The following is a 17,440-nucleotide window of genomic DNA, read 5'->3' as shown; positions in this document are numbered from 1 at the left end:
GGCGGGGAGGGAGAATGCCTCATATCGTTCGATGACCCGGGTGCCCGCAAGGACAGGGAGAGAAAGCGCGATCCTAGGGTCTGTTGACGTTCGCGCGCAAGCCGCGTTGCCACGCGAGATCTCACCAGGCCGGGTGGCGGCATGGCGAGCCCCCAAGGCGGGCTCATATCCCTCATGGCCAAGCCCCCCACCGTAGCCTGGGTTAGCCGCAGGCGTAACCCGGGAGCGCAGCCGGACAACGAGCTCCCGGGTATCGCTGCGCTCAACCCGGACTACCAGTTGTTGGCGTTCGCACGCAAGCCGCGTTGCCACGCGAGATCTCACCAGGCCGGGCGGCGGCATGGCAAGCCCCCAAGGCGGGCTCATATCCCTCATGGCCAAGCCCCCCGTCGTAGCCTGGGTTAGCCGCAGGCGTAACCCGGGAGCGCAGCCGGACAACGGTTCCCGGGTATCGCTGCGCTCAACCCGGGCTACCAGCCTGATGCTGTTGCGGCGCTAACGCCTCTGGCAGAAGACCTTGAAAGCCCTAATAGCCGACGGTGAAGCGCTGGCGCGAATGCCGGGGCTGTTCCAGTTCGTCGCTCAGGGCGATGGCGAAGTCTTCCATGGAAATGGCGCTGTCGCCCTTGGCATCGACCAGCAGGTTGTCCTTGCCCAGGCGGAAGGTGCCGGTGCGCTGGCCGGGTTCGAAGAGCGCCGAGGGCGACAGGAATGTCCAGTCCAGTTGCCGTTCCTGGCGCAGCACAGCGAGGAAGTCACGCCCGGCGCTGGCCTCGGCCTTGTACGCCTCGGGGAATTCGGGCGTATCGATCAGCGCCACCCCCGGCGCCACTTCCAGGCTGCCGGCCCCGCCGACCACCAGCAGGCGGGGCACCCCGGCCGCCTTGACGACGGCGATCAGGCTGGCGGCATCGCTGCCGGCGAAACGCGTCGCGCTGATCACCGCGTCATGGCCCTTGAGCAAGGGCAGCAGACGCTCGCCATCGGCCACATCGGCGCTGGCCAGGCTCAGCCCGTCCCGTGGCGCGACAGCAGCGACGTTACGGGCGATGCCGGTCACCCGGTGGCCGCGTTGCAGCAGTTCATGAGCCAGGCGCGAACCGACGCGCCCACTGATACCGAGAATGACGACGTTCATGGGTTTCTCCGTTTTGACGATTGAGGAAGGCTGGCCTGCGGGCTCGTTGCCGGCCCAGGCCCATCCGGCCGCCGCCAGCAACAGGACAGCGCCGAACAGTTGAAAGGATCGGATCATGTCCAGGCTCCGCTCGCTGAAAGAGGCCTCAGCTTACTCGCTGCAAAAGCAACGAAAAGCCGCATAATCCTCCCTACTCCGTTGCATGGATCGAGCGAATCATGGACAGACTCACCGCCACCCGCGTCTTCGTCGAAGTGGTCGACCGGGGCAGCCAGACCGCCGCCGCCGAGTCCCTGGAGCTGTCCCGGGCCATGGTCTCGCGCTACCTCGCCGCCCTGGAAGGCTGGGTCGGCGCGCGCCTGCTGCACCGCACCACCCGCAGGCTGAGCCTGACCCAGGTGGGTAGCGAACTGCTGCCCCACTGCCGGGAAATGCTGCTCACCGCCGAGGTCATGCGCAGCACCGGGCTGAAGGCCAACGATGGGCCGAGCGGCAACCTGCGCATCACCAGCAGCCAGTCCTTCGCCCAGACCTGGTTGAGTCCGGTGCTGGTCGACTACCTGGCGCGCTACCCGAACACCTCGGTCGACCTGCTGGTCAGCAGCCAGGCGCTGAACCTGGTCGAAGAGCGCATCGATCTGGCCCTGCGCATCACCAACCAGCTCGAGCCCAACCTGGTCGCCCGACAACTGGGCACCTGCCATTCGCTGGTCTGCGCGGCCCCCGCCTACCTGGCACGGGCCGGCACACCGCGACACCCGAACGAACTGGCGGCGCACAATTGCCTGACCTACAGCTACTTCGGGCGCAGCGTCTGGCAGTTCCAGGGGCAAGAGGACAGGCTCGACGTGGCGGTCGCCGGCAACCTCAGCAGCAACGACACCGCCGTGCTGCTGGAGGCGGCCATGGCCGGCGGCGGTGTCTGCCTGCAACCGCTGTACGCCGCCAGCCCGCTGATCGACAGTGGCCGCCTGGTACGCCTGCTGCCCGACTGGCGTCCGCAATCGCTGGGCATCCATGCCCTCTATGCCTCGCGCCGGCAGATGCTGCCGGTGCTGCGTACCCTGCTGGATTTTCTCGCCGAACGGCTGGCCGCCGAGCCGCTGTGGCAGGCGCGATGACGCGGAGCTTCCCGGCCATCGGCTGATCTGCCTCAACATGTGCGGCGGCATGTCGCGCTAGTATTGCCCCATCGTCTTGCGCAGGAAGCCCTAATGTCCACCCTAGCCCGCTCCACTTCCTCCATCCGTGTGCCCTGGGGCCTGCTGCTGGCACTGCTCGCCTGCGGGGCGGTACTGTTGCTGCCCGCCCAGGAGGGCCTGCCGATCGCCGGGCAGCGCATGCTGGCCATCCTGGTCTTCGCGGTGATCGTGTGGGTCAGCGAATCGGTGAGCTACGAGGTCAGCGCGATCATGATCATGGCGCTGATGGCCTTCCTGCTCGGCAGTGCGCCGACCCTGGCCGACCCCGGCAAGCTGATCGGCACCCAGGGCGCCCTGGCCATGGGCCTGGCCGGCTTCGCCAGCCCGGCGCTAGCGCTGGTGGCCTCGGCACTGTTCATCGCCGCGGCCATGACCCACACCGGGCTGGACAAACGCATCGCCCTGCTGACCCTGTCCCGGGTCGGCGCCAGCACCCACCGGGTGCTGCTCGGCGCCATCGCGGTGACCATCCTGCTCAGTTTCATCGTGCCCAGCGCCACGGCGCGGGTGGCCTGCATGGTGCCGATCATGATGGGGGTGATCGCCGCCTTCGGCGTGGACAAGCGTTCGGCCTTCGCCGGCGGCATCATGATCCTGGTCGCCCAGGCCACCAGCATCTGGAACGTCGGCATCCAGACCTCGGCGGCGCAGAACCTGCTGACGGTGGGCTTCATGCAGCGCCTGCTCGGCGAATCGGTGAGCTGGACGGACTGGCTGATCGCCGGCGCACCCTGGAGCCTGCTGATGTCGGCGATCCTCTACTGGGTGATTCTCAAGGTCATGCCGCCGGAAACGGATCGCATCGAAGGCGGCAAGGAGACGGTGCGCAAGGCGCTGGCCGAACTGGGTCCGATGAGCGGCTGCGAACGCCGCCTGATGGCCATCAGCCTGACCCTGCTGGCGTTCTGGGCCACCGAGGGCAAGCTGCACAGCTTCGACACCGCCTCCACCACCATGGTCGGCCTGGCCCTGCTGATGCTGCCAGGCATCGGCGTGATGGGCTGGAAGGAAGCCCAGGCGCGCATTCCCTGGGGTACGGTGATCGTCTTCGGCGTCGGCATCAGCCTCGGCACCGCGGTGCTGGCCACCGGGGCCGGCGCCTGGCTGGCCAGGCTGATGGTCACCCACCTGGGCATGGAGGGCATGTCGCCGTTCTGGGTATTCGCCGTGCTCGGCCTGTTCCTGATCCTCATCCACCTCGGCTTCGCCAGCGCCACGGCGCTGACCTCGGCCATGCTGCCGATCATCATCGCCCTGCTGATGCAGCTCGGCGGCGACATCAATCCCCTGGGTATCAGCATGCTGCTGGGCTTCGTCATGAGCTTCGGCTTCCTGCTGCCGATCAACGCGCCACAGAACATGGTGTGCATCGCCACCGAGACCTTCACCTCCAAGCAGTTCCTGCGCACCGGTATCTGGCTGACCCTGGGCGGCTACCTGCTGATGCTGGTGTTCGCGGCGACCTGGTGGCGCTGGCTGGGCTGGATCTGAATGGCGGCGGCCGAGGCCGGGATACGGGGCTGGCGCTGTACCAGCCCCTAGTGGATGGCGTCGCGCAGGAAGGCGGTGAGTGCCTGCCAGGTCTCCTGCGCGCCGTGCCCGACGCTCCACACCAGGCCCACATCCATGGACGGCACTTCGTCGCTGAGCGGGCGCCGGGCGATGCGCTGCCCCTCCAGTGACCAGGGGCGGTAGACCAGGTCGGAAAGAATGGTGACGCCCTGCCCCGCGGCGACCAGGCTGCGCACCGCCTCGATCGAACGGCTCTGCAGGCAGACCTGCGGTTTCAGCGCGTAGCGGCTCCAGTAGCGCTCCACCGTGGTCAGGTGTTCATCCATGTCCAGCAACAGGTATTGCTGCGTGGCGACCTCGGCGAGGGCCACGCGCTCCTGCTGGATCAGCGGATGCTCCGGGCTGGCCCAGAACTGGCGGGTGGAGCGCAGCAGGATCTCACTGTGCAGGTCAGGGTGGCCGGACAGGTTGCTGGCGAGCATCAGGGCGAAATCCAGGCGCCCCGCCAGCAGCGCCTCTTCTATCTGCTGGCGCTCCTGCTCGATGCAGATCACCTGCAGGCGCGGGAACTTGCGCCTCAGGGCGGGCAGCAATCGCGGCATCAGGTAGGCGCTGACGGTCTCGGTCAGGCCGATCAGCACCCGCCCCTGTACCTCGAGCGGCACGGTGCGCACGTCGTCCACGGCCTCTTCGAGCGTATGGATGACGCGCTGCGCATTACGCAGGAAGCGCAAGCCCTCCGTGGTCAGGCGCACCCCACCCGCCTGGCGGGTGAACAGGGGTATGCCCAGCCCCTTTTCCAGCCCCTGCAGCGAGGCGGTCATGGCCGATTGCGAAACATGACAGCGCAGTGCGGCACGGGACACCTGGCCGGTTTCGGCCAGCGCCACGAAATGCTGTAACTGCCGGAACGTAGGCTGCATCGATTTTCCCGATAATGCTATTTCCAAAATTTGAATTGGGAATATCGCATTCAAGTGCCTTAGATTCCAGAGCCATGTCCTTCCACCTCGCACGGGTTTTTCCTTGGCGCTGAAACCGGGTTACTGCACGCTCTGCCGCTCCCGCTGCGGCACACTCAATCTGGTCGAGAACGATCGGCTGATCGCCGTGCAGCCCAATCCCGAGCACCCCACCGGGGCGTCCATGTGCCTCAAGGGCAAGGCGGCGCCCGAGCTGGTGGACAGCGCCGAACGCTTGCTGTACCCCATGCGCCGAACACAGCCCAAGGGGGCCGCCGACCCCGGCTGGGTACGTATTTCCTGGGACGAGGCGCTGGACGAGATCGCCGGGCGCATGGCCGCTATCAAGGCCCGCCGCGGCGCGGAAGCCTTCGCCTTCAGTGTCACCACGCCCAGCGGCACGCCGCTGAGCGACAGCATCGACTGGATCGAGCGGCTGATCCGTCGCTATGGCAGCCCCAACACCAGCTATGCCACCGAGATCTGCAACTGGCACAAGGATGTCGCCCATGCCTTTACCTTCGGCTGCGGCATTCCCACGCCGGACTACCGTAATGCCGGCCTGATCCTGCTCTGGGGCCACAACCCCAGCAACACCTGGCTGGCTCAGGCCCAGGCCATCGCCGATGGCCGCCAGGCCGGGGCCAGGCTGCTGGTGATCGACCCCCGGGAAACGGCGCTGGCCCGTGAAGCGGATGTCTGGCTACGGGTCAAACCGGGCAGCGACGCGGCCCTGGCCATGGGCCTGGCGAACCTGCTGATCGAGTCCGGGCGCTTCGACCTGGGCTTCATCGAGCGCTGGTCGAATGCCGCGTTGCTGGTACGCGAAGACACTGGCCGCTTCTTGCGCGCGTCGGATCTCGACGCTTCGGCGGACACCGCCCTGCTCGCCTGGGACGAGACGACCGGCGGCCCCCGGGCGATGCCGAAGGTGAGCGAGGCCTGGCCGCCCATGCGGGTCGCCCTGCGTGGGCGCTTCGCGGTCATGACCCTGGCCGGCCCGGTGGACTGCCGGCCGGTCTTCGATCGCTATCGCGAGGCCTGCGCAGCCTTCACCCCAGGCCTGACGGCCGAGCTGACCTGGGTGCCCGAGGATGAGCTGCAGAGCGCCGCCACGCTGATCGCCGAGGCCGGCAGCGTGGCCTACCACGCCTGGTCGGGGGTCGGCCAACAGCGCAACGCCAGCCAGACGGAACGGGCCATCGCCTGCCTGTACGCGCTGACCGGCAGCTTCGACGCGCCGGGCGGCAACCGCCAGTTGGGCAAGGCCCCGGCCCGCGCGGTCAATGGCCTGGACCTGATCGACCCGGTGCAGCAGGCCAAGGCCCTGGGACTGGCCCAGCGACCGCTGGGGCCGCCGGCGCAAGGCTGGATCATGGCCCGCGATCTGTACCGGGCGATCCTCGAGGGCGAGCCCTACCGGATCGAAGGGTTGCTGGCCTTCGGCAGCAACCCGTTGAGCTCCCAGGCCGACTCGGCCCTGGGCGCCCAGGCGCTGGCGGCACTCGAGTTCTATGCCCACTGCGACCTGTTCATCAACCCCACCGCCCGCTACGCGGACATCCTGCTGCCGGTGAACACGCCCTGGGAACGGGAAGGCCTGCGCATCGGTTTCGAAATCTCCGAAGAGGCGCAGGAACATGTGCAGTTGCGCCAGCAGATGGTGCCCTCGCGGGGTGAAGCCCGATCCGACAACGACATCGTCTTCGCCCTGGCCAACCGCCTGGGGATGACCGACGACTTCTTCGGCGGCACCCTCGAGCAGGGCTGGAATGCCATGCTCGAGCCGCTGGGGCTGAGCGTCGGCCAGCTGCGCGAGAACCCCGAGGGTCTGCGCGTGCCGCTGCGGCACGAGTCGTTCAAATACCGCCGGGACGGCTTCGCCACGCCGACCGGGCGGGTGGAACTGTATTCCGAGCGGCTGCTGGAACATGGTTATCCGCCGTTACCGGAGTGCCCGCCGCCGCCGGCCGAGGATGCGCGTTTCCCGCTGCTGCTCACCTCGGCGAAGAACGGCTACTTCTGCCACAGCCAGCACCGCAACCTGACCAGCCTGCGGCGCAAGGCGCCTGCGCCGACGCTGTCCATCTCGACGGCCCTGGCCCGCGCGCAGGGCATCGCCGAGGATGACTGGGTGCGCCTCACCACGGCCATGGGCAGCGCTCGCTTCCAGGCCAGGCTCGATCAACGCCTGCATCCGCGGGTGGTGGTCGGCGAGTTCGGCTGGTGGCAACGCAACCAGGCCCTGGGCCTCGACGAAACACCGCTGCTGGGCCCTGGCAACAGCCACTACAACGGCCTGGCCACGGCCGAGCACGCCGACCCCCTGAGCGGCTCCGTGCCGCTGCGCGATCTGCAGTGCAACCTGCGCCGCGAAGCGCCGCCCGAGGTGGTGCCGGCGCGCTGGAGCGGTATGCGCGATTTCATCGTCGCCGAACGGCACGCGGAGGCCGAGGGGGTGAGCAGCGTCTCGCTGCGCGCCACCGACGGTGGCCTGCTGCCGGATTACCAGCCCGGGCAGCACATCACCCTGCGCATCCACACCGCGGTGCACGGCGAGCAGACCCGCGCCTATTCACTGACCGGCGCCGCCGTCGATCCCACGCGGCGCCTGTATCACATCGCCGTACGGCATGCCCGGGGCCAGGCGGCGGATGGCCGGCCCTGGTCGGGCAAGCTGTCCTCGCACATCAACCAGACGCTGGCCATCGGCGATCGGGTCGAGGTACAGGCGCCGAGCGGCACCTTCCTGATTCCGGCGAAATCGCAGCGACCCTTGGTCTTCTATGCCGGCGGGATTGGCATCACGCCCTTCATCAGCGCCCTGGAAAGCGCCGCCAGCCAGGGCTTCAGCGGTGACATCCTGCTGCTCTACGGCAACCGCAACGGCGCCGGGCATGCCTTCAAGGAGCGCCTGCGCGAACTCGGCCGGCGCCTGCCGGGGCTGCGCTGCATCGATGTGTACAGCGCGCCGCTGGCCGACGAGCGCCTGGGGGTCGATTATCAGGTGCTGGGCAACGTCACCCGCTCGCTGGTGCCGGACGTGTTCTTCGCCCGGCGCGCCCTGCATTACCTGTGCGGGCCGCAGGTCATGATGGAGGCGCTCATCGCCGAGCTGGAAGCCGCAGGCGTGCCGCGCTTCGACATCTTCAACGAAGTGTTCCGCTCGCCGCCGACCCCGCCGAGCGGACACAGCCGCTTTGCCGTGACATTCGCCCGTAGCGGGCAGACCCATGAATGGAATAACGAGGCCGGACCATTACTGACGTTCGCCGAACGGCTGGGAATCCAGCTGCCGAGCGGATGCAGGGTCGGCCAATGCGAGAGCTGCGCGGTTCGCGTGCTGGAGGGCGAGGTCGTCCACCTGCACGGCAAGGAGCCGCAAGACCCTCGCGTGTGCCTGAGCTGTCAGGCGATACCTGCCACAACTCTGACGCTGGATGCCTAGGCGATCGCTGGCCTCGTTCGAGGTCAACGGCCGCCTGGCGCCGGCGTTATCGACAAGAAGGTTCGTGGAACCGGCGCCCCTTGGCGCACACCGGTTCCCGGGCCAATAAGGCATGCCCCGTGTAGCGCGGGGTATACGGAGGGGGTAGGTCATGAGCGTGGATATCAGCACAAGCGGGCCAGCGGCGGATGCTTCCGGGCGCCTGGAAAAGATTGCCGTCGGCGTCAGCAACTGGTCGGAGAAATGGTTTCCCGACGCCTATGTATTCGCGGCCCTGGCGGTGATCGTCGTGGCCCTCGGGGCCTGGGCCATGGGGGCGCCGGCCACCGCCGTGGCGCAGGGCTTCGGCGATGGTTTCTGGAGCCTGATTCCCTTCACCATGCAGATGTCCGTGGTGGCCATTTCCGGCTATATCGTGGCCGTCTCGCCGCCAGCGTCCAAACTGATCGATGCCCTGGGGCGCATGCCGAAAACGGCACGCGGCGCAGTGGTCATGATCGCCACCGTGAGCCTGGTCTCCACCCTCTTCAACTGGGCCATCAGCCTGATCTTCAGCGGCCTGCTGGCCCGCGCCGTGGCCCGGCGCACGGATCTGCGCGTGGACTACCGGGCCATGGGCGCGGCGGCCTACATCGGCATGGGGGCGATCTGGGCGCTGGGCATCAGCTCGGCACCGGCGCAGTTGATGGCCAACCCGGCGAGCCTGCCCAGCGGCCTGCTGGAGATCACCGGGGTGCTGCCGTTCACCGAAACCATCTTTCTCTGGCAGTCGATCGTCATGACCCTGGCCTTGCTGCTGATCTCGATCCTGGTCTGCTATTACTCGGCGCCCACCGGTGAGCGCATCAAGACCGCGCAGGAACTCGGCGTGGACCTGCACGACTCGGACATCCAGGTGGAAAAGCCGGGCCGCCCGGGCGAATGGCTGGAGCATTCGCCACTGATCACCCTGGCCATTGTGGCCATCAGCGGCGTGTGGCTGTTCGGCGAATTCACCGGCAAGGACCCCTTGCTGGCCATCTCCACCCTCAATACCTACAACTTTCTGTTCCTCACCCTCGGCATGCTCTTGTGCTGGCGGCCGATCCGCTTCATCAAGGCGTTCTACAAGGCCGTGCCTTCGGTGGGCGGCGTGCTGATCCAGTTCCCGCTCTACGGCGGCATCGCCTTCATGATGACCAAGGTCGCCAACCCGGAAGGTGAAACCCTGTCACACCTGCTGGCATCCGGTTTCGTCGCGGTGGCCACGCAGGAGAGCTTCTCCGTGGTCATGGGCATCTATTCCGCAGTGCTGGGCTTCTTCATCCCCTCCGGTGGCGGCAAATGGCTGATCGAGGCGCCGTACGTGATGCAGGCGGCGAACGATCTGCAGGTTCATCTAGGCTGGGCCGTGCAGGTCTACAACGCCGCCGAGGCGCTGCCGAACCTGATCAACCCGTTCTGGATGCTGCCACTGCTGGGCGTACTCGGCCTCAAGGCGCGCGACATCGTCGGCTTCACCTTCACCCAGTTGCTGGTGCACGCCCCGCTGGTGCTATTCCTGCTCTGGGTCTTCGCCGGCACCCTGACCTACGTTCCCCCCGTGATGCCGGGCTCCTGACGGCCGCGCCCCGTACAGACGAGCTGTACGGGGCATGAACTCACGCATCCCTTCATCGACATCGGGCTTTACAGATATGCAAATCCACACCGCGCAGCAAACCGCCGAGCTCCTGCCATTCGACGCGCTGGTCGACGCCCTGCGGACGGCCGCCAGCGAGTATGCCGACGGCCTGATCAGCAGCCCCGAGCGCCTGGTCGTCCCCCTCGGCATAGACGGCGTCATGCTCAGCATGCCGGCAGTCGCTGCCGATATCGCCATCCACAAGCTGGTCAACGTGCAACCTGGCAATACCGCGCGGGGCTTGCCCACCATCCATGGCCAGGTCGCCACCTTCGACAGCGCCACCGGGCAACCCCTGTTCACCCTGGACGGGCCAGTGGTGACCGGCCGGCGCACCGCCGCGATTTCGCTGCTGGGAATCGAGACCCTGCTGCCGGCGGCGCCGAAGTCGATTCTCATCATCGGCACCGGCACCCAGGCCGTGCATCACGTGCAGGCGCTACAGGCGCTGCATCCCGAGGCAAGTCTCTGGATCCGCTCCAGGGACGAAGCCAGGGCGCAGGCGTTCTGCGACCGGCACGGCGGGGCGCGGGCCAAGCTGGCGGTTTGTCCGGCGCAGGCGATTCCCGAAGCGGTCGACGTGGTCATAACCGTGACCACCAGCCGCACGCCAGTCTATGACGAGGCGGCGCTGGCCGGGCGCCTGGTGGTGGCTGTCGGTGCCTTCACGCCCGATCTGGTCGAGATCGGCGGGAAAACCATCGGTCAGAGCCAGTTGTTCGTCGACGATCTGGCTGGCGCCAGGCATGAAGCGGGAGATTTGATCCAGGCCGGCGTCGACTGGAACGAAGTACGCCCCCTGGCCGCCGCATTGCCGGCGTGGCCACGAACGGATCGGCCGATCCTGTTCAAGACGGTCGGCTGCGCCGCCTGGGATCTGGCCGCCTGCCGCACCGCGCGCAGGTCGATGGCCGGCTGAGGGATCGACGCGGCCAAGGTAAATGTTCCGTTACAAAGGAGCATTTGCCCGCCCTTGCGGCCTAAGCTGGTGTACCCGGTCGCCTGAACCAGCCGGCCGGGCCTCTTCAATCCGCCCCGCAAGGATCACACCATGCCAGTCAGAACCCCGTTGATCATCACCCTCGGCCTGCTCACGACACTCGCTGCCGGGATGCTGCAGGCGGCGCCGCAGAATGCCCGGCAGGATCAACCCGGCGGCGGCCCCGCGCATCAGAATGCCGGCGGCAATCCGGGACAGGGCCAGGCGCCCGCCCCGGCCGGCAACGGCCAGCGCCAGGCAGGAGGCGGCCAGCCAGCGCCCGGCAAGCAGCAGGCACAGCCGAGCCGTGGCCAGCCACCGCAGGACTTCAGTTCGGTGCACCAGGCGTTCCACGAACGGCGCGAGCAGATCGGCCGCGGGCCGGCGCTGCCGCCCGACGTGCGCATCGTCAAGGGCCAGCCCTTGCCCAGGGGCTACGGCAAACGCCTGGACAGCCGGGCGCTGCAGGGCCTGCCCCATTACGAGGGCTACGAATGGCGCCGCGTGGGCAGCGACATCGTGCTGGTGACGCTTACCACCGGCATCGTCTACACCATTCTCAGCGGCGTGCTGAACTGACCCCCTGACGCGGCGGACGTCCTCTCCGGGGGCCGTACACCGCCTTGCCGGCAGGCTCGCCCCGAGGCTCCTGCGGCCGTGGCGCAGCCGCTCGGCACGGCGCTACGCCACGCAGCCCGATGCGCTATCGCCAGTTGGCAACTACTGGGCGGCCTGCAGTTGCCGCTGGGCCGCGCGCTGCTGCTTGTAGGCCAGGGCGGCGGGCGCCACGGGGGTGACCTTGCCGGTCTCCACCCATTTGCGCAGGCGGCTGGCGTCGGCCATGTGGGTGTACTTGCCGAAGGCGTCGAGCACCACGAAGGCCACCGGCTTGCCGTCCATGGTGGTGCGCATCACCAGGCAGTGCCCGGCGCGGTTGGTGAAGCCGGTCTTGGTCAGCTGCACGTCCCAGTCGGCCTTGCGGGTGAGGCCGTTGGTATTGCGGAAGCCCAGGGTGTAGTTGGGCTTGCGGAAGGCCACGGTCTTTTCCAGCGTGGCGCTGAGCTTGCCGATCAGTGGGTACTTGCGCGTGGCCTTGAGCAGCTTGACCAGGTCGTTGGCGCTGGACACGTTGTGCTCGGACAGGCCGGTGGGCTCGACGTAGCGCGTCTGGGTCATGCCCAGGGCACGGGCCTTGGCGTTCATCGCCGCGACGAAGGCGGTGACGCCGCCCGGGTAGTGGTGGGCCAGGCTCGCGGCGGCACGGTTTTCCGAGGACATCAGGGTCAGCAACAGCATCTCGCGGCGGCTGATCTCGCTGCCCAGACGCACCCGCGAATACACGCCACGCATGTCCTCCACGTCGCGGATGACCACCGGCAGTTGCTGGTCCAGCGGCAGCTTGGCGTCGAGGGTGACCATGGCGGTCATCAGCTTGGTCACCGAGGCGATCGGCACGACCATGTCGGGATGGCTGGAATAGAGCACCTTGTCGGTGCTCAGGTCGACCAGCAGCGCACTGCCGGAAGCGAGCTCCTGCTGAGTGGGGGCGGCGGCCTCGACCGCCAGCGGCGCGGCGAGAAACAGGCAGGCCAGGGCGAGGCTGGCGAAGGGGCGACGAATATTCACGATGGCATTCACTGAGCAGAAGGTGGCTGAACAGGCACTCCTTGCCGCTGAAAAAACATCGTCCGTGGACCCAATCCAGAATAAATAGGTTTTGAAAAACAGCTGATTGCGTTGGCAATTGAAGGTGCAATATCAGCAGCCGTCAAGGCCGGTTCCCATTCTCCGATAAATGGATCAGGCCACGGCCATGCGCCGCCGCCCCAGGCGGTTCAACCACAGCGAGGCGAGAATCACCGCGCCGCCCAGGGCCAGGCGCGGCAGATCGGCGTCGCGGTTCCAGATCAGCAGGTTGACCAGCAGGCCGGCGGGCACGTGCAGCTCGTTGAGCACCGCCAGGGTGCCGGCGTCCACCCGCACGCTGCCCTTGACCCACCAGAACAGCCCCAGCGCCGTGGCGAACAGTCCCATCCACAGCAGGATGCCCCATTGCAGGGCCGTCTGCGGCAGCTTGTCGGGGTTGCCGAAGAGCAGGAACGACGGCACCACCAGCAGCAGCGCGCCGAGGAAGAAGTGGCCGAAGAAACGCTGCAGCGGCTGCTCGGTCGGGTAGCGCATGAGCAACTGGCGGCACAGCACCTGGCCGGCGGCGAAGGTCAGGTTGGCCAGCTGCAGCAGCAGGAAGCCGATCAGGTACTCGCCCTCCAGGCGCTCGAAACGGATGATCACCCCACCGCCCACCGCCACCAGCGCGGCGCCCAGCGCCCAGGGGTTGAAGCGCCGCGCCAGGGCGTCGTCGAGCAGGGTCACGTAGATCGGCGTGAGCACGGTGAACAGCAGCACCTCCGGCACCGTCAGCACCTGGAAGCTGCGGTACAGGCACAGGTAGGTGACGCCGAACTGCAAGGCGCCGGCCAGCCAGAACCCGGCCAGCAAGCGCCGTGGCAGGCCGCGCCAGAGGGTGAAGGGCAGGAACACCAGGGCCGCCACCACCACCCGCGCCAGCACGGCGAAATCGCTGTCCACCCGCCCTGCCAGGTATTCGCCGATCAGGCTGAAGGAGAACGCCCAGAGGACGGTGACGGCGAGCAGGTAAGGCATGGCGCGGGTTCCCGGAAAATCAGGCGCGGATCATACCGCGGCCGCACCGCCCATGCCTGCTGTCGCGCTACCGACCATGGCCGATGCGAGCGCCGCAGGCCGGGCTCATACCGCGATGCCTTGCCGGTTGGTGATGCCCTGCGGCGACACGGCCGGCTCGCGCTGCAGTTCCTCGCCAACCCACTCGACGAAGCGCTGCACCAGCCGCGCCCGGCGTTTGCGCTCGGGCAGCACCACGTAATAGCCGAAACTGGAGGTCACCGTACGGCCATCGACCCGCGCCAGCAGGCCCTGGGCGAGCAGTTCGTCGACCAGGTGGCGCCAGCCGATGGCCACGCCCTGGCCAGCGATGGCGGCTTGGATCAGCAGGGTGTAGTTGTCGAAGCGCAGGCTTCCGGAGCCCGGCAGTTCGGCGATGTCCAGGGCGCGGAACAGGCCGTTCCAGTCGAACCACTTGGAGCGGCTCTCCGGGCGCAGATGCAGCAGCGGCAGATGCGCCAGCACCTCGCCGGGATGCGCCGCGGCGCCCTTGAGCAACTGCGGGCTGCACACCGGAAACACTTCCTCGCTGAACAGCAGGTGGGCCTGGCCGTTCTTGAAGCGGCCGTCGCCGAAGGAAATGGCCACGTCGATCTCCGACGGCAGGCTGCCCATGTCACGCTCGCTGGTGATCAGGCTGACATCCACTTCGGGGTGCTGCTGATGGAAGCGATGCAGGCGCGGCATCAGCCAGTAGGCGGCGAAGGCGAAGTCAGTGGCCACCTGCAGCACCTCGTGCTGCTGGCGCGCGGTCACCGCCGCCAGCCCGGCATCCAGGGTCGCCAGGCCATCCTGCACATGCTGCAACAGCAGTTCGCCCGCTTCGGTCAGCACGATGCCCCGGTACACGCGGTCGAACAGGCGGGTCGCCAGTTGCCGCTCGAGGCGCTTGATCTGCTGGCTGATCGCCGGCTGGCTGCTGCCCAGTTCGGCCGCCGCCGCGGTGAAGCTCAACTGACGCGCGGCCGACTCGAACACCCGCAGCACGTCCAGGGAAATGCCATCGACCGCTTTAAACATAAGCCATGCTTATCCTAGCCATGTCATGCTCCCAGGTTTACCCATGCTCAGCCAGACTGGATGATCGAAACAGCACTTTCGCATAAAACGATGATATGGATAAACCGCCGCCATGAAACGTCCGAACATTCTCTTCATCATGGCCGACCAGATGGCCGCACCGATGCTGCCGCTGCACGATGCGGCGTCGCCGATCAAGCTGCCGAACCTGATGCGCCTGGCTGCCGAAGGCGTGGTGTTCGACTCCGCCTACTGCAACAGCCCCTTGTGCGCGCCCTCGCGCTTCACCCTGGTCAGTGGCCAGTTGCCGAGCCAGATCGGCGCCTATGACAACGCCGCCGACTTCCCCGCCGACATCCCCACCTATGCCCACTACCTGCGGCGCCTGGGCTACCGCACGGCGCTGTCCGGCAAGATGCACTTCTGCGGCCCGGATCAGTTGCACGGCTACGAGGAGCGCCTGACCAGCGACATCTATCCCGCCGACTACGGCTGGGCCGTGAACTGGGACGAGCCCGAGGTGCGCGCCAGTTGGTACCACAACATGTCCTCGGTGCTGCAGGCCGGCCCTTGCGTGCGCACCAACCAGCTCGACTTCGACGAAGAGGTGGTGTTCAAGGCCCAGCAGTACCTCTACGACCACGTGCGGGTGACGCCGGATCAGCCGTTCTGCCTGACCGTGTCGATGACCCATCCGCACGACCCGTACACCATTCCCACGGAATACTGGGATCGCTACAGCGATGACGATATCCCCCTGCCCCGCCAGGTGATCGACCAGGCCGAGCAGGACCCCCACTCCCAGCGCCTGCTCAAGGTCATCGACCTGTGGGACAAGCCGCTGCCCGAGCACAAGATCCGCGATGCGCGGCGCGCCTACTTCGGCGCCTGCAGCTACATCGACGACAACATCGGCAAACTGCTCAAGACCCTCAAGGACTGCAAGCTGGCCGACGACACCATCATCGTGTTCTCCGGCGACCACGGCGACATGCTGGGCGAGCGCGGCCTCTGGTACAAGATGCACTGGTTCGAGATGGCCGCCCGGGTACCGCTGCTGGTCCACGCACCGGCGCGTTTCGCGGCGCACCGGGTCAGCCAGTCGGTGTCCACCGTCGACCTCTTGCCGACCCTGGTGGAACTGGCCGGCGGCCAGGTGGAGCCGGGCCTGGCCCTTGACGGTCGCTCGCTGCTGCCCCACCTGCAAGGCGACGGCGGACACGATGAAGTGCTCGGCGAATACATGGCCGAAGGCACCACCAGCCCGCTGATGATGATTCGCCGCGGCGACTGGAAATTCATCTACTCCGAGCAGGACCCGCTGCTGCTGTTCAACGTGGCGAGCGACCCGCTGGAACGCGAGAACCTGGCCGATTCGCCGGACCATCGCGAGCAGGTCGCCTCCTTCCTCGCCCAGGCGCGCAGTCGCTGGGACATCGCCGCGATCCACCGCGCCACCCTGGCCAGCCAGCGCCGTCGCCGCCTGGTCGCCGAAGCCCTCGGCAAAGGCGCGCTGAAGAGCTGGGATCACCAGCCGATGGTCGACGCCAGCCAGCAGTACATGCGCAACCATATCGACCTCGACGACCTGGAGCGCCGCGCCCGCTTCCCCCAACCGTGACGCAGCGCGCCGGGCGACCCAGCGGAAAACCGCGGGAACCCGGCACGCTCGCCTGCGTCGCATAGCCTGCCACACTAAAAATCGACATAAGGAAAAAGGCATGAATAGATTCAAGACGACTGTCGCTGGTGGCCTGCTCCTGGCCACCGCATTCGCCTTCCAGGCCCACGCCGAGGACGCCAGCTGCGCCACGGTGAAACTCGGCGATCCGGGCTGGAGCGACATCGCCGTGACCAACGGCATCGCCAGCTTCCTGCTCGATGGCCTGGGCTACAAGGCCCAGACCCAGACCCTCGGCGTGCCGATCATCTTCGCCGGCCTGCAGAAGGGCCAGGTCGACGTGTTCCTCGGCAACTGGATGCCGGCGCAGCAGGCCAACTACGACAAGTTCGTCGCCAGCGGTGCCGTGGACAAGGTCGCGGAAAACCTCAGCGGCACCGAGTACACCCTGGCCGTGCCGAGCTACGCCTACGAGGCCGGGGTGAAGACCTTCGACGACCTGCAGAAGCACGCCGACAAGTTCGGCCGCAAGATCTACGGCATCGCCTCGGGCGCGCCGGCCAACGAGTCGATCAAGGAAATGATCGCCGCCGACGAGTTCGGCCTGAAGGGCTGGACGCTGGTCGAATCCAGCGAGCAGGCCATGCTGGTGCAGGTCGGCCGCGCGGTGCGCCGCGACGAGTTCGTCGTCTTCCTCGGCTGGACGCCGCACCCGATGAACGTGCAGTACGACATGCACTACCTCAAGGGCGGCGAGAAATACTTCGGCGAAAGCGGCAGCGTCAACACCCTGGCGCGCAAGGGCTACGCGGCGCAGTGCCCGAACGTGGGCAAGCTGCTGAGCAACCTCACCTTCACCCAGGACATGGAAAACGCCATCATGAACCAGGTGCTGAGCAAGGAAGCGAGCAACGCCGAAGCGGTACGGGCCTGGCTCAAGGCCAACCCCGAGGCGATCGACGGCTGGCTGGACGGCGTCACCACCCGCGATGGCGGCGACGCGGTCGCGGCGGTGAAGGCCAAGCTGTAGGGCAGTCAAAAGGCGCAAGCGGGCGGCCGATAAGAGCGCTAGAGGCTGGAGGCTGAACGACAAGCAAACCGCATAGGCTCTTTCGTCCGGCTTTCCAGCTCGTAGGATGGGTGCAACCCATCGGCGATTGATGGGTTGCACCCATCCTACGGCTGCTTACGC

At 67.2% G+C, this 17,440-nt stretch carries 13 protein-coding genes; 8 read left to right on the top strand and 5 right to left on the bottom strand.

The annotated features are described in order from the left end of the window. Positions 1 to 526: 526 nt before the first annotated feature. Positions 527 to 1,138, bottom strand: coding sequence for an NAD(P)-dependent oxidoreductase (locus tag DNK34_RS14990; RefSeq protein ID WP_131175830.1), 612 nt, complete (start codon positions 1,136 to 1,138; stop codon positions 527 to 529). A gap of 218 nt (positions 1,139 to 1,356) precedes the next feature. Here DNK34_RS14990 and DNK34_RS14985 point away from each other — a divergent pair, with 218 nt between their 5' ends. Both DNK34_RS14985 and DNK34_RS14980 read left to right on the top strand, forming a co-directional pair. After that, the gene (locus DNK34_RS14985; protein WP_131175829.1) at positions 1,357 to 2,259 is read left to right on the top strand and encodes a LysR family transcriptional regulator; all 903 of its coding nucleotides are present in this window, start codon (positions 1,357 to 1,359) and stop codon (positions 2,257 to 2,259) included. A 93-nt stretch (positions 2,260 to 2,352) separates the two neighbouring features. Then, the gene (locus DNK34_RS14980) at positions 2,353 to 3,831 is read left to right on the top strand and encodes a DASS family sodium-coupled anion symporter (protein WP_131175828.1); all 1,479 of its coding nucleotides are present in this window, start codon (positions 2,353 to 2,355) and stop codon (positions 3,829 to 3,831) included. Positions 3,832 to 3,878: 47 nt separating this feature from the next. Here the strand turns inward: DNK34_RS14980 and DNK34_RS14975 are convergent, their stop codons facing one another. After that, positions 3,879 to 4,775, bottom strand: a complete 897-nt coding sequence (locus tag DNK34_RS14975) for a LysR family transcriptional regulator (RefSeq protein ID WP_131175827.1) — start codon at positions 4,773 to 4,775, stop codon at positions 3,879 to 3,881. A gap of 103 nt (positions 4,776 to 4,878) precedes the next feature. On the opposite strand from DNK34_RS14975, the gene DNK34_RS14970 reads away from it, so the two are divergent. From DNK34_RS14970 to DNK34_RS14955, 4 genes are all read left to right on the top strand, one after another. Then, positions 4,879 to 8,262 (top strand): molybdopterin-dependent oxidoreductase, encoded by a 3,384-nt coding sequence (locus tag DNK34_RS14970; RefSeq protein WP_131175826.1) that lies wholly within the window; start codon positions 4,879 to 4,881, stop codon positions 8,260 to 8,262. Between the two features lie 151 nt (positions 8,263 to 8,413). Further along, the gene (locus tag DNK34_RS14965; protein ID WP_131175825.1) at positions 8,414 to 9,862 is read left to right on the top strand and encodes a short-chain fatty acid transporter; all 1,449 of its coding nucleotides are present in this window, start codon (positions 8,414 to 8,416) and stop codon (positions 9,860 to 9,862) included. Between the two features lie 76 nt (positions 9,863 to 9,938). Beyond that, entirely contained in the window at positions 9,939 to 10,844 is a 906-nt protein-coding gene (gene lhpI / locus DNK34_RS14960; protein ID WP_131175824.1) for a bifunctional Delta(1)-pyrroline-2-carboxylate/Delta(1)-piperideine-2-carboxylate reductase, read from the top strand. Positions 10,845 to 10,976: 132 nt separating this feature from the next. Next, complete coding sequence (locus tag DNK34_RS14955; RefSeq protein WP_131175823.1) at positions 10,977 to 11,483, top strand: anti-virulence regulator CigR family protein; 507 nt, start codon at positions 10,977 to 10,979, stop codon at positions 11,481 to 11,483. Positions 11,484 to 11,624: 141 nt separating this feature from the next. On the opposite strand, the gene pbpG is transcribed toward DNK34_RS14955, so the two are convergent. The 3 genes from pbpG to DNK34_RS14940 form a co-directional block, all read right to left on the bottom strand. Further along, positions 11,625 to 12,530: a D-alanyl-D-alanine endopeptidase gene (gene pbpG / locus DNK34_RS14950; RefSeq protein ID WP_131175822.1), complete on the bottom strand. Its 906-nt coding sequence runs from the start codon at positions 12,528 to 12,530 to the stop codon at positions 11,625 to 11,627. A 174-nt stretch (positions 12,531 to 12,704) separates the two neighbouring features. Further along, positions 12,705 to 13,568, bottom strand: a complete 864-nt coding sequence (locus tag DNK34_RS14945; protein WP_131175821.1) for a carboxylate/amino acid/amine transporter — start codon at positions 13,566 to 13,568, stop codon at positions 12,705 to 12,707. Positions 13,569 to 13,673: 105 nt separating this feature from the next. Next, positions 13,674 to 14,627: a choline sulfate utilization transcriptional regulator gene (locus DNK34_RS14940; RefSeq protein WP_131175820.1), complete on the bottom strand. Its 954-nt coding sequence runs from the start codon at positions 14,625 to 14,627 to the stop codon at positions 13,674 to 13,676. A gap of 112 nt (positions 14,628 to 14,739) precedes the next feature. Between DNK34_RS14940 and betC the strand changes: the two genes are divergently transcribed. Then, positions 14,740 to 16,248, top strand: coding sequence for a choline-sulfatase (betC, locus tag DNK34_RS14935; protein ID WP_131175819.1), 1,509 nt, complete (start codon positions 14,740 to 14,742; stop codon positions 16,246 to 16,248). A 100-nt stretch (positions 16,249 to 16,348) separates the two neighbouring features. Beyond that, a complete protein-coding gene (gene choX / locus DNK34_RS14930) occupies positions 16,349 to 17,278 on the top strand; it encodes a choline ABC transporter substrate-binding protein (protein ID WP_131175818.1) in 930 nt (309 codons plus the stop codon). Positions 17,279 to 17,440: the final 162 nt, after the last annotated feature.

Origin of the sequence: Phytopseudomonas dryadis, assembly GCF_004327355.1 — a bacterium.
GTDB lineage: Bacteria > Pseudomonadota > Gammaproteobacteria > Pseudomonadales > Pseudomonadaceae > Aquipseudomonas > Aquipseudomonas dryadis.
This window is presented reverse-complemented; position numbering and strand designations above follow the sequence as displayed.